The organism is Kluyvera sp. CHPC 1.251 (genome assembly GCF_036759945.1).
Classification (GTDB): domain Bacteria; phylum Pseudomonadota; class Gammaproteobacteria; order Enterobacterales; family Enterobacteriaceae; genus Kluyvera; species Kluyvera sichuanensis.
Genome location: NZ_JAPKIC010000002.1, coordinates 467,676 through 481,120 on the forward strand (window position 1 = coordinate 467,676; position 13,445 = coordinate 481,120).

General features: G+C 43.0%; 9 protein-coding genes. 3 read left to right on the top strand and 6 right to left on the bottom strand.

The features are described 5' to 3' along the window. Window positions 1-3: 3 nt before the first annotated feature. The 4 genes from V6940_RS06515 to V6940_RS06530 form a co-directional block, all read right to left on the bottom strand. The gene (locus V6940_RS06515; RefSeq protein ID WP_333495284.1) at window positions 4-1,731 is read right to left on the bottom strand and encodes a LeoA/HP0731 family dynamin-like GTPase; all 1,728 of its coding nucleotides are present in this window, start codon (window positions 1,729-1,731) and stop codon (window positions 4-6) included. After that, window positions 1,703-3,301 carry a DUF1269 domain-containing protein gene (locus V6940_RS06520; RefSeq protein ID WP_333495285.1) on the bottom strand — a complete coding sequence of 533 codons (1,599 nt, stop codon included), beginning with the start codon at window positions 3,299-3,301 and terminating at the stop codon, window positions 1,703-1,705. Before V6940_RS06520 ends, V6940_RS06515 begins: the two co-directional genes overlap by 29 nt. A gap of 103 nt (window positions 3,302-3,404) precedes the next feature. Continuing rightward, the gene (locus V6940_RS06525; RefSeq protein WP_333495286.1) at window positions 3,405-4,106 is read right to left on the bottom strand and encodes a hypothetical protein; all 702 of its coding nucleotides are present in this window, start codon (window positions 4,104-4,106) and stop codon (window positions 3,405-3,407) included. A 40-nt stretch (window positions 4,107-4,146) separates the two neighbouring features. Further along, on the bottom strand, window positions 4,147-4,671 hold the full coding sequence (locus V6940_RS06530; protein ID WP_333495287.1) for a hypothetical protein: 525 nt from the start codon (window positions 4,669-4,671) through the stop codon (window positions 4,147-4,149). 803 nt (window positions 4,672-5,474) lie between these two features. Here V6940_RS06530 and V6940_RS06535 point away from each other — a divergent pair. The 3 genes from V6940_RS06535 (at window position 5,475) to V6940_RS06550 (ending at window position 9,409) form a co-directional block, all read left to right on the top strand. Next, window positions 5,475-5,834 (top strand): hypothetical protein, encoded by a 360-nt coding sequence (locus tag V6940_RS06535; RefSeq protein ID WP_333495330.1) that lies wholly within the window; start codon window positions 5,475-5,477, stop codon window positions 5,832-5,834. 418 nt (window positions 5,835-6,252) lie between these two features. Further along, the gene (locus V6940_RS06540) at window positions 6,253-7,572 is read left to right on the top strand and encodes a tyrosine-type recombinase/integrase (protein WP_220422902.1); all 1,320 of its coding nucleotides are present in this window, start codon (window positions 6,253-6,255) and stop codon (window positions 7,570-7,572) included. A 964-nt stretch (window positions 7,573-8,536) separates the two neighbouring features. After that, on the top strand, window positions 8,537-9,409 hold the full coding sequence (locus V6940_RS06550; RefSeq protein WP_220422901.1) for a hypothetical protein: 873 nt from the start codon (window positions 8,537-8,539) through the stop codon (window positions 9,407-9,409). A 37-nt stretch (window positions 9,410-9,446) separates the two neighbouring features. Here the strand turns inward: V6940_RS06550 and V6940_RS06555 are convergent, their stop codons facing one another. Further along, window positions 9,447-10,919, bottom strand: coding sequence for an Eco57I restriction-modification methylase domain-containing protein (locus V6940_RS06555; protein ID WP_312887893.1), 1,473 nt, complete (start codon window positions 10,917-10,919; stop codon window positions 9,447-9,449). Window positions 10,920-11,508: 589 nt separating this feature from the next. After that, window positions 11,509-12,951: a hypothetical protein gene (locus V6940_RS06565; RefSeq protein WP_245005222.1), complete on the bottom strand. Its 1,443-nt coding sequence runs from the start codon at window positions 12,949-12,951 to the stop codon at window positions 11,509-11,511. Window positions 12,952-13,445: the final 494 nt, after the last annotated feature.

Below are 13,445 nucleotides of genomic sequence, written 5' to 3' on the forward strand. Positions count from 1 at the left end.
GTATCAGGACGCTTGCTGCTCGCTCAAACAGTTAAACTGCTCGAGCTGCTGCTGAAGTAAACTTAGCTTTTGCTGGCTTTTCCGAATGGTGTCGCTTTTTTCCGTCAGATCGCGGATGACATTTTCCATCTCTTGAATCTGGGGAGCAAAGAACGCGAAAGTCTTCTCATCTGAACTCAGGACGCTATAGATATCGCTGAACGGATCTTTGATCATCCGGGTCAACGCGTTTTTCGCATCTTCCAGCTCTCGCTCACGTTCATGCGCTTTATAGGCATCCCATAGGTCAGAGCCGATGGTAAATGCGGCCCCGGCCGGACCAGCCCACTTAGCGATGCCACCAGCCAGTTTGGTCGCTTCCCATGGTTTAAAGGTGTAGACATAGCCCGTTAATTGCCCAATGGTATCGCGTGCGGCAAAAATCGTGGTTTTAATCGTCTCCGGACTAATTTTGGAAATTCCTTTAAACGCGCCACCGAGGGATTTAAATGCCCCTTCACCAACTCCGCTTAAGAAACTCTCACTGGAATTAAGCTGGCGAGTGATATCGTCCGACAATCGCTGCGTGACGGCGGAGGATTGCACAAAAAAGCGATCCACAATATGCTTAATGCGCAGGTGTAATTTAAAGCCGACGCCCTCATCGTTATAGCCCAGTTCGTCGTCCATAAAGGGGCGAATGCCATCCAGTTCCAGCGGACGTAGCTGGCTCATCAGCTGCTTTTCCAGCAAACTAAGTTCTTCAAACATTTCGCCGGCCAGACGTTTGACCTCGTTACGGCTTTGCTGGATATCGCTTGTAAAACGCGAAGTATCTTCATCATTTTTCGCAACGAACGTGCTGAGTTTGTTGAGATGCAGTTGGGCGCTGGTAATACGCTGGGTGACGATATCTTTCACCACATCCATGCCGGTTTTCGCCAGCAGCACTTCGGGAACATTGGTTTTCAGAATATCGGCGGCGACTGTTTTGAGATCGTTGATGCGTGAGCGACTTTCGTAATGTTCAGGTTTACTGAACCAGAAGGGAAGGCCACGACCGTTTGGGTTTGAAGCAATGCAAACAATATTAAGCTGTTCAAGCTCTAGCGCATTCAGGTTTGCCGCGCGCTGTAGCTTGCCCTTCAGGTTCTCTTTTTTGATGGCCGCCTGTTCTGCAAACAGCGCCTGATCGGTTAAATCAGTTACTTCATCCATTTTGTTGATGATGAAGATGGTCGATGACAGCTTATTCAGATCGCGTAGCACCCATTTTGCGATGGCGCTGTGGCTCTCTTTAAGCGGATTAGTGGCATCGACAACGTAAAAAAGCAGATGCGCTTCGGAAATAAAACGTTTGGTAAGATCTTCATACATCACCTGTTTGCCGTCGATTTCTCGTTCTTTATCGCCAAACAGCCCCGGGGTATCTACGATCTCACATTCTCCGGGTAATCCTTCCGGCTTATAGATGCTCAGGCGGTCAGAAGATTCATCCATCGAGATATTCATATCTTCCATGATTTTGCCAAGCCAGGCGGCGATAACGCTGGTTTTACCGTCCGAAAAAGCCCCCAACAGGGCAATGCGCAACACATCGGACTCAACGGCTGTGATGGCCGACGCAATTTTTTGCAGATCGTCACTGATATCGATCTCCATTTCTCCCAGCGCTTCCAGCATGCCGCGCAGCTGTAGCAGCGAGTTAATGGCAGCCTGCTTCTCAATACTGAACTGTTTGAATTGTTCCATAAGGCATGTTCTCGAGTTGATTTTTTAAATGAGTGATTTGCGTGATTTGCTGTTCGAAAATGGCGATCGGCTGCCGTAATGCCGTATGCATGGCGTTCACTTTTTGCAGCAGGCTGCTTTTCAGTTCATTCTCGATAGCCGCAACCAGGTTACGGACCTCATCATCAATACCGTCCAGCGCTTTATCTCTGGCGCTTTCTAGCTTGTCGCGTACTTTCGCCTGCGCTTTGCGAACTTTCGACGCTTTGCTGGTAAAGAAACCGACAACGGTCATGACGACGCCGACTAAAGCGCCTGCTACAGCACCAATGGCCGTACCGATCACTGGGAAGGCGCTACCGATGGTGGCGCCGCTTAAGGCGTAGCTGCCGATTTTAAAGGCCATTGAGCCGAAATCCCTTAACCCAAGGTCATAACCCAGTGCAATCTCGCGACCAAATTCGAATTCACTGCCGTGGGCGAAATCGACATGCTGTTGGAACTCAATGTGCTTAATATCTTGTAACAGACGAGCCACCGCTTGAATCATCTGCTCCTGTAAGGCCTGAACGCCCTCCTCTGTGTCCTGGAGCATTAACTTTTCCACCTCGACGCGACGCGATTTAAACTGCTGGCTAATACGCCGGGCAATCGCCTCTTTATCACCAAAATCGTCTTCAACAATGTCGTCGCTTTTTTCCATCAGATCATTGAAAAAGTCGTTCCAGCGGTTACGGCGATTGTTGATGATTCGGCGCTCAAAGGCTGCAATGGCGTTAGCAAAGGCGGCGCGGCATTTGTCAAATTCCGGCTCTGTTTTCTTTAGAAATGCGCGATGATTGGTGAGTTGCGTGTTTAGTACCTGTAGATACTGGCCCAGTGACTCTCGTACTTTGCCTTTGTTGCTTTCAACAATATCTTCGCGAAAAGTGGCGACTTTACTGCGAATGACACGGGCAATGGCATCAATCTGGCTAAATTCCTGCATATCCCGACGAGAAGAAAAGTGCTGGAAATAGCGTTTCTGTTGCGCGGCGAGGTTGTACGCGCGCGAGGGGTGGATAGTGGTGCTTTGCGTCGCATCATCATAGGCTAGCCCGCAGAAGGCCAGCAGCCCCTGAACGCAGTTACCAGGAAGCAGCACATCGGAGCCCAGCACCGGTTGCAGTACACCGACGGTTTGCTTCAGCGCTTCCCCTGCGCCTCCTTGCTGCGTCAGATCGTGGCGATCTTCTTCGAATTCGTAGGCGTCAGCATATCCACGCACGTTAACCAGCGGATAAACCTGCGTACCGTATTCGAGGTATGATTTGATCTTTTCGGCGGTGGCGGTTTCAGGCTTTTTGTTGGTGCCGTTAACGTACACCACCATATGCGCTTCGGCGATAGCCTCCTTCACCTGGGTGATATAGCGTGACTCATTGCCTTCAATGCCGGGTACGTCCAGCAGATGGAAGGTCTTATCGTCAATATGTAAGGCATAGCGGGTGTTCCCTTTGGTAAAATCCGCCTCGCCGGTACCGATAATGAGACCATCAACCTGGAGCAGGGTGTTCTTTAATCTCTCATTCCTGATTACGGTCTGAACCAAGTGAGGCAGCGTTTTATTCAGGAGCTCCTGAATATTCAATGAGGGCTTTCGTTGCAAACGTACTGACGTGGTACTAGCCTGAAGATCCAGTGCGTCACTCATCCTATTGCCCCACAAACATATTGAATACCACGGCGGCGCTCGCGCCTGCTCCTGCGATAAAAGAGATGACGGCGGCAATGCACAGGGTTAATCGTGTTTTGGCGCTGGTGTGTTTTTGCAGAATTTGCAATCGCGACTGGCTTTCGTTTTGCTCAAGCTGGAGGCGGAGCTGGCTTTCCGTCTTTTCAACCACCAGGCGCTCCTTGCTCTCTTCCTCTTCCCGTTTTTGGCGCAGGGCGCTTTCATTGTCGAGAATTTGCATCAGACGCAGAGCGGAAAAACTGATATCAGTGATTTTATCCACCACATCGCTATAGATTCGCCCTAAGTCGCTGCGCAGTCGTTCCGAGATTTCCTGTAGTTCCAGTTCGGCTTTTTCCAGGTCGTTGTGGTTTTTTTGCAGTAGCTGGCGGCGGGATTCTTCATCAAACAAGATGCGCAGCGATTCGATTATCGTACTCTTACCGGCGTTGGTTTCGCCAAAGAACGCCAGGGTAAATTTGTCCCATTCGGCGTGCTTTTGCAGCCACATGAGCTTCTGGTCAAAGCCATCCTGCAGGGATTGCAACTGAGTGACCATCGATTGCAGCTGCTGCTTTCCCTCTTCATTTTCAACATGAAGTGCAGCGATATCAGTCAGCGTCTGCTGAATATTGCGTGAAACGTCGGCATAGAGGCGGTTAAAGTCTTCTGCGGTATTCATTTTTCTCTCTTTAAAGTGTTTTTATCGTCGATATTGATGATTAGCGTCGGTTGATGGTTCTCAAATATAGATTGCGATCGACAGCAGAAAACAGACAGTGAACGATTTTGGTATTGGTATTTTTAATAACGTCCGGGATTAGTTTGTTGGGGATCTGATTCACGATGATCAGCCCCTCGCCATATTTACGCACTTCAGCCAACAGGTTGCAGAACATCTCCACGCCGAGTTTTTTACTGCCACCTTCATCCGGCTCCTGCTTTGCCAGCAGCCGAGTTTCTTCTTCATAACGAATACTCTGGCCGTCGCTAGGCAGCATATACAACAGAGTTACGCACAAATCGCTCATATTGGCGATCACATTGCTCATCACCAGCTGATGAACCGCAGCCTTTTCATCAGTCATTTCTTCGATGCGGTAAAAACGGTATTCGGTGAGGAGTTCATCCTCCAGAATAGACTCGGGATTGAGCTGAAAATGGATACAGCTCCAGCTGGCTACGTTTAATTCACTCAGGCAAAAACGCGTCTGTAGCTCCGTAATTGTGGTGTGCTTGTCAGTCATACGTAACGGGTCCATCCTAAATGAGGTAACAGTGACTGTGTGTTTAACTCTTTGTCATTGCAAGCATTCACTACTTTGGCGTTAATCTGAAAAAAATCTAGTTACCGATTCCAGGGACTGAGATCCAGTCGCATTATTAATGTCGGCCCGCGATAGAAAAACTCCAGTAAAATCGCACAAAATGGGAAGCTCATCCGCAAACCATGCGGTATCAATGTTCAGCGTTTCAACGTATGCCATATATGATTGTTGTCTGGAGGTGCCACGGCTCAAAAGGGAAAACCAGCAGATACGTACTTTCGGGGATAAGGTCATTACCGAGTACGGGGCGCGCCAAGGCTAGGTGATTGTAGTACCGACTAAGTACAACGAGGCGCATCCCGATCACCACCATAATTAATCCTGCTATTGCACGCTCACCTTTGCCTATATTCCTGAAAATCTCACATATATATTACCTCTGTGAATAATTAGGAAAATCTGATCTTAGCCATAACGTTACAAAGGGAGCGAGCCACATATTCTTCCGTAATTAGATTATTTCCAGTTCATTACATCTGGTAGGTGTCAGGATATGTCGCATGGACCGTTACTCCATCCAGGCTCATAAATATTTTTTATTTTCAATAAATTAAATGGCATGACCTTTTAGGCTACCACTTTCTTTTGTACGACATATCCTGCGAATACCCCCTGCATAATAACCACATGAATTATCAATATATTTAGTCATGGAGAGTCACCTTGCTTAACATATCAGATTCCCGGCACGATCGGCTGGCAGTACGCCTGCTAGTCGTCTGATGAATGAAAAATATCTGATTATTCAGTCAGTTACCGATGAGTTTTGTGCTTCTGAGCGCACGTTACAGCGTGATTTCCACCAGAGACTCGGATATCTCGATATCATTCAGGATAATGGATGTTATCGACTGAGCAGCGATTTACATCCTGATCTATTGCCAGTTACGCTTTCTTTTATCCGCAATACGGGGATCGCGCGCAGCATTCCGGCAGATGATCGCGAATTGATGAATTTACTGATGGGTAGTTCAGATCTTTCACCCTGTTTTATCTGGCACTCCCCCCCTAAAACCTCACGTTGCGCTATCGCAGCCTCACGGCACACATCTTTAATGGTTCGACAGACTTCAGCACAATGATGATCTGGTGCTCAGTGAATCGGATCTTGCGCCTAGCGATCTCCTAAGGGGGCATAATCAGTATGTCGGAAGATCCCTAAAAGGGAGTGGTTCGTTTTACCGAGATACTTACAATAGGAGTTGACTGAATTTACTTACACCAGCACTTAAATAGATTTTTCAGCGCATGTAATTATTACGAGGAATGACTGTAACTACTTGAATTAGATGGTGCCGATAATAGGAGTCGAACCTACGACCTTCGCATTACGAAAACAAAAACAACCGTTTTCACAATGTCTCACCACATCTCATACTCATTATAATTAATACTTAATATCAATAAATTAATGAATTTATTGTCTCATTTGGTTCCATATAACCTCACTCTATATTATGCTATATAAGTACGCCAACAAGTACGCGAGATGAGTTCAAAATGGCAACTATGATCACCCAAGACAGACAGGTAGCAAACCTGACGCCAGACGAAGGGAAAGCACGTATTGTCGTCAGCGTTAAGTCAAAAGCCGGTTCAGGATTATCAGTAGAATCCCGATCAGGGAGTCGAACAAAGAGCTGGCTGTATCGCCCTTATCTCAATGGTAAACAAATCAAAATCACCTTGGGTGCTTATCCTGCGATGACGCTGGCTCAAGCGCGTGAAGCGCATGCAGAAGCAGTAGAGTTGGTTAAGCAAGGGATCGATCCACGCTACGTCCGAAAAACGACAAAACAACAAAACGAACAAATGCCGATTTTCTCCCAATTGTGGGAAAGCTGGCTGGCCTTCAGAGCGGAAAGTAAGCCCATTGGTGCACGTACCCTGTCAGATTACGAGGGAACATTTCGTCGTCATCTGGAAAAAGGTTTAGGTTCAGTAAGGGTCTGTGATTTATCACGAGCATTAATCTATGAACACTTCATTAGGGTAAGGAAAACCAGCGCTGAAGGTGTTCGTAAAGGGTTGATCTTGCTAAACATGACCCTTGATCACGCAACATTACAGGGGTTTATTGATCATAATCCAGCACGTTTACTCAAGCCTGCGATGTTTGGAGCCTCAATGGGTAAACCGCGTGAGAGGTGGTTGCCGCGGGACGAGTTGCGAATGTTATGGCAAGCATTAGACGAAGCAGGAAATGGTGGTGGTTCTATTGCCGCTGGAGGACAAGGTATCGCATCCAGCGTTATCCTTTCCCAAGCTGTTGCCAATGCATTACGCCTCATTATTTTCACAGGAGTTCGTCGTTCTGAAGCAGTAAATATGCGCTGGGAGCAAATTAATGGCGATCACTGGACAATACCTGAAACCAAAAACGGTAAAAGTCATATTGTGACCCTGCACCCACTAACTCTAGCCTTACTGAAAACACAGCGCATCATTTCAACAAGGGGTTGGGTATTCGAATCTGTCAGCAAACCAGGGTTTCCCATCACTGGCGATGCCATAACTCGTGCTCTCGAACGGTTGAGAACAAAATATATGGCAGAAACAGCCCCATTTTCTCCACACGACCTGCGCCGAACAGTTGCCACAGGTTGCGCAGAATATCTGGATGCGCCTGAGCGGTTGATCGAGTTACTTCTAAATCACATCCCTAAAGACCGCTTGATCAGAACCTATCAAGTTGGTCAGCAAGCAGAGAAATTGCGGAACCTGTTTCTAAGATGGGGAGATTTCATTGAGCATGAAATAATTCAGCCCTGTCATGATGTCCCTGATAATGTTGTCGAGGTTAGTTTTAGTAGGAAATAGTTCACGCTACAGCGAGTTATGATACCAAATACCTAGCTCATTGGTGTATATATATTGTTCAGCAAAGATTCTTCATTGATGATTATAAAAACCCCCCTTATATCTACATTTATTTAACTATCTATTCTCATAGGTAGTGTAATATGGATTCGCCTCTATATACCCAGACATCTTTGCTCTCTTATGATCGTGATAGCTTTCATAGTATATATTCCTGTGGCGATCAATATCCCAGCGCACTGTGTGAATGATGTTCGTATAATGAATGAACGCCACCGCCAGATTTAGCACAGCGCCCCACAGTCCGGTTTAGACATGACGCTGATGTAATTCACGAAGCTTTCTGCTATACCGTTGCTTTCCGGGTTCCTCACTACTGATGTGCATGGCTCAAGCCCAGCATACGGGAAAATGCCCGTATTTCATACGCTCCGCTAACTAAACCGTTATCCGCCAGCGATTCCTAGTATTCAGTTGCGCATGCGCAATCCATTTTTTCCCGACTGAACTTCACCACCTATTTTAGTACTTCGGATTTAATCGCTTTTTTACCTAATAGGCGTTGAAGACTGCAAATTGCCTAATGCCACTAGACCGTTTGGAGTCCGGAGCCACTTCCTCACCAGTAGTGACAGCAATCAGTGGAACTTCTTCATACTATTTTCTCCATTTAAAGCTCCAGCTAGCATTTATGCCATGCAGATGAGCAACATATGACACGCTCATACCCAACTCCATATTTTATTATAGCGTACGACTCCGGTACCGCTCAGGTCCTGATACTCATTCAACCGTTTTATTATTTAAACATAGTTCTATATACTACCTTTTATTTTAAGAGAGATGAAACCTCTGATGATCTATAAGGTCATTATAATATCCTTAAAATATATAATTTTATTATTTCTTCTAACGCAAAATATAGGTTATAATACTAGCTATTTTATTGATAGGATCTAAAAGAATGGACTATAAAAACTTAAAAGATGAGATTTTCACTTATTTCCACACAAAAGGAGCACCGATACTTGAAGATATTAAGAAAAAAAATATAACTGTCAACCTTAAAACAAAAGCTATGCAGAGTAGTATTGATGTACTAAAAACAGAAATAGGTTATGAATTAAGAAGAAAATATGCTTTAAGCATTGAAGATGTTGCAAAATTTTACATGCTAGTTCAATATTGCTATACAGTTTTCAGTTTAGAAATGAGGCAACAGCTTTGGCCCTATGAATATATGTCGTTTTCACGAAGAAATGGTGAGTTATGGGAGCGATTCTGCAAAGCTGCGTGGGATTATACAACCATGCCAAATCTCAAACGAATTGAAGCACCTCATTTCAGCCAAGTGCAAAATGCCTTTACATCAAGCATAAACAACATTATTTCTAACGCAGATGAAAAAGCAAATGTCATTAATATTACCAATACCATTTTTAACTTAGTTGGTGATATTAATATGATTGAAGATGAGATGTTTAAAATAGGTTCTAACAACTATATCATCGATTTTAAAAGTGGTTTTGGTTCTAACGAGAAAGGTAATACATTAAGATTGCTTGCCGTAGGACAAGCCTATAAACACTGGGATCCTAAAGTAACACTTTTATTCTTAGTTCGCCAAGAAGAAAACAATAATTATCTAGAGAAAATAAAAAGAAGTAATCTTTGGGAAGTTCATTGTGGTGACAGCACGTATAGAAAAATAGACGAATTAACAGGTTCTGGAATATCGGATATACGTGAGAATGCAATAGATTTTGAAAATGATCTATCACCTCAGTTTTGGCAATACTTAACTCAAAACAATCTAACTCACTATTTGAAATGGTAATATTAAAAAGCCCTTTAGTTGCTAAAGGGCTTTTACATTAACCGGCGATTAAACTATTCATAAATTCTTTTCTGATCGTGTCAGTTTCATCCCAGCCTTTGATGATTGCCTGTTCAAGAATCTTTTGAGCTCTGTTTAAATCATCGGATTTAAAATTTGGTATCTTCATCTTTTTAAGATAATTGGCAGAATTATTAGCACCAGGAGCAACCAAGTTTTTCTGCTTAGTTGCAAATTCACTATTTAAATAAATCAAAAGTAAGGCTGTATATATTTCTTTTTTTGGGAAAACCCCAACAACACCTTGATCAAATACCGCATTGTCAAATAACGATGCTGAAATCCTCCCTGAGGTAACCATTGGTACAGCTAAACCTTTTTTGAAGTAAAAAGTTCTATTTTGAAGACGTGCCTTTTTATCTGTAGCATAAAATTTTATAGACTCAGGTGTCCATAAAAGCCCATGACTTGTTTTTTCTAATGGTTTCCTGTGTCCTCCGCGGATAAATTTCACATACCGTTGCGTACCAATTAATCCGTTTTTCTTCTCATTTTCATCTAATTCAACCTTAATAGATTCCAGACTTATAGGGTGACCGTTAATTCGGCTTGGTGGATTATTTTCATCGAACCCACAGAATCTCTCATTATCACCTGTATATATTCCTGTTTTACAATCAGCAATATCGCCTAAAGTTATATCACTTGAAAAATCATCTTGATGATAATCCTGGCCAAAAATCCATGCTTCTTTAACTGATTCTCGAAATTTTTTACCTTCGATGCACACTCCAGAATCTAAACTTTGCAGTAATGTTCTATCAATGGAATTTTCATCAATAACTTTAACAATGTCTTCATCACCCAACTTCCGTTTAAAACCAGAAATGATGCAAAGATTACCATATCCAAAATTTACAGATTCGAATCGTTTACTTTTGAACTTTAGAATATATTCTGGAGCTGCAAAATCAACAATAAAACGCCGTAAAAAAGTAAGATTGCGACTTGATAAAAAGGTATCTGGAATTATAAATACATAATGTCCATTAGGTTTCAATTTCAACAATGAAAAATAAAAAAACAGACCATAAGATTCCCTAGCATAAACTTCAGGAAAAGCGTTCTTGATTACCTTCCTATACTCCTGAGTAAATTTCAAACCGTATGGAGGATTACAAATGACCCCGTCATAATCTGTAGCAATGATATCTTTGTTATACTTATCTGGATTAACATGATAATCGATAAAATCCAAATGAATAAAATTGCAAAAATCTATTTGAGGTGGTGACGAAAAGTGTTTTTCATCAACATCAATTGCATCTATTTTTCGTGGAACACCAATGAGTCCTTTTAGAAAGGCCCCCTCTCCAAAACAAGGCTCTAGAATTTTTTCCCCAGAGATATCCCCAAACAGTTGTAACATAGTTTGTTTAATATCTTCAGCGTTAGTAAAATATCCTTGCAGAGAAGTATTTGAATACATATCTAACATAAAACACCACACATCAAAGTTAATTGATTAAGTAAGCAATTATCACACATTTTTTTTCAGACCACAATAGCACAAAACACCATTAGATATCCTTAAAAGTTCACAAACAACCCTTTATAGTTAATAAGATTTAGGTACAGGCATGACGATCACCTAAATCAAAAACAGTAACAACAAAGGAATTCAATTTTTGAATCTCATCAATAATATTATCACTTTCTCATTAAACAAAATCATACCCCTTTGATATTGAAAGGGTATAATTACAAAAACATTATTTCAATTAAGAATAAACTCTCATTTTTCATGTTTAAATGACAAAGTAATAAAGTGTTAATTTTTATCTATTGCTTCCGCTCAATCAAAAGATATGGATGGGACCATTCAGTAACCTCCTCATATGAAACAAACCCATCGTGCTCCAGTGCGCAAACGCCCTTATGGCTGGCAACATAATCGTATACAGACTGACTTTCCAGCCCCTTTAATATGTGCGACAGCAGCTTCCGGCGCATCACATCTGACTTCCTAAGTTTACGCGCTGCCACATCTTTATAGGTAATGTTGAATGGTTGTATGAAGATGGCGGGTCAAGATTAGATTAATGTTTTGTCTTCAATTCAAGATAAGGGTGATTCCAGCATATCTCACAGTTACTCACCATCCCATCATGCTCAATCGAACTGCATACACCGGGATTAGCCAGCACTGCTTCATACACCGCCTTACTCTCAATACCCTGAATCATATGGGACAACAAACACCGACGAACACTCGCAGTGATCTTGTCAGGTTTAACCATAAAAGACTGACGAACGGCATTACGTATGGCCCAGCCACGACCGGGGCAATTAACATGCTCATCAAGATAACGCGCCACCAACTTGTTAAGTGCCCTTCTCACTGGCCGAACAAACTCAATCCACTCATCGGCCTTTTTCACCGCTTCGCTGTAGCCATACAAATCACAAAGCTTACGAAATGCAGCGCTGTCTTTGTGCTTACGAAACTCTCCAAGTGAGTAAATCAGAGTATAGATAAGCAACTTAGCAGCTTTTTGATCAACATTGAACCTGCGCATGACCTTCTTCTTGGTGATCTTTCCCAGCCGCTTACATTTGATGCCGTATCGCTCCAGTTCATGTTTCAGAATAGTCAGTTGACTGCTTTTGATGTCGTAGTTAATACCCACAACAACTTCCCATTTGATCGCTGCCTTTAACGCCTGAAAGCCGCCATTCTTCTCAAATGAACGAGTTCCCCGCTCTGCCAGTTTGTATTCAGGGAAATATTCAACCACCAATGGAACACTTGAAACCATCCTGCAACCACGCTCAGCCAGATGCTGGAGGAAGTGAGACTTCAGAGCAGCATCCCTTTCGTTTTCAGGAACGTAGGCCTGTAGCTTATCAAGGTTGATACGCAACGCCCCCATGTTGAGATACACTTGACGCATATATTGCTGAGTTTCACGGGATACGTGCCGCGTAGCATGGCGGGGCTTATTAAAGTGCGATAACGCTTTGTGGATCAGTTGTTCCTCCGTCATGATCTTGACGTCACGAACACGCTTACCCACAGACAGATAAATGTAACGGTCATCGCGCTGCTTGTAATCATCAGGCGAAACTTCAAACCAGCGTTTTAGGTATGCCTTGGACAAAGCAAAAGTACGGCTTTTCCCATTCCCATAAGAGTGTTTTTTAATATCAATAATTCCGGCCTCTTTCAGCAGCTCTAACGCCCGGTCACAACACAGATACTTATCCTGTTTGAATACAAACGGTAATTCCTTTTTCCCCAGCTTATTGTATATTGGCGAGTATTGCGTCCATGGATTATCCTCCGGGGTGTCTTTAGCATAAAGAAAGTTATTACAAATCAGATGCTGCAAAAACCGTTGAATATCCAGATAGTATGAGGGAGACTGGCGACCATCTTTCCCAATGAAAGGTATGTTATGTACATCCTCAATGAAATTATTATAAGTATCGAGTGTAACAAGAATACCACGCTTAATAATATAACCCACAGAATATTTCACAGAACACCTCGTGATTGAAAGTTGCATAACACAAGAAACACAGTTGTTTTTTACAACATCAATTACGAATACCTTAATGAAGGCCAATTTTTTTTCATATTACCAACATACTCATAACACTCACGCTCTTCTCGCTCTATTTCCGCTGCTGCTGATTATCACTATTAATATGGCAGTGACATATACATACTATATAGTGATCATTATAGAGTTATACCTGATAACTACCTTGAGGAATGCTTTAACCGATGTAATTGACAAAAATACAGAATCGTAAATACAAACAGGGATCCTGTGCTATGGGTAGAATCGTTAATCCCTGCGGTTAATATCAGGGTACTAAAGCCGATGTTTGGAATAAAAAACCATCGGCGGTTTCCCCCTACCATTGTACGAGGTGCAAATCTGACACTAAACAGCAGCGGTAATTAGCTGGTCTGTCACACCAAAATTCTGCAACAATGGGTGGTTTAAAACCGTCATCTTTCAGGTTT

Coding starts and splice junctions, on each gene's coding strand:
- V6940_RS06515 (WP_333495284.1), bottom strand. CDS start 1,731: ATGGAACAATTCAAACAGTTCAGTATTGAGAAGCAGGCTGCCATTAAC.
- V6940_RS06525 (WP_333495286.1), bottom strand. CDS start 4,106: ATGAATACCGCAGAAGACTTTAACCGCCTCTATGCCGACGTTTCACGC.
- V6940_RS06530 (WP_333495287.1), bottom strand. CDS start 4,671: ATGACTGACAAGCACACCACAATTACGGAGCTACAGACGCGTTTTTGC.
- V6940_RS06535 (WP_333495330.1), top strand. CDS start 5,475: ATGAATGAAAAATATCTGATTATTCAGTCAGTTACCGATGAGTTTTGT.
- V6940_RS06540 (WP_220422902.1), top strand. CDS start 6,253: ATGGCAACTATGATCACCCAAGACAGACAGGTAGCAAACCTGACGCCA.
- V6940_RS06550 (WP_220422901.1), top strand. CDS start 8,537: ATGGACTATAAAAACTTAAAAGATGAGATTTTCACTTATTTCCACACA.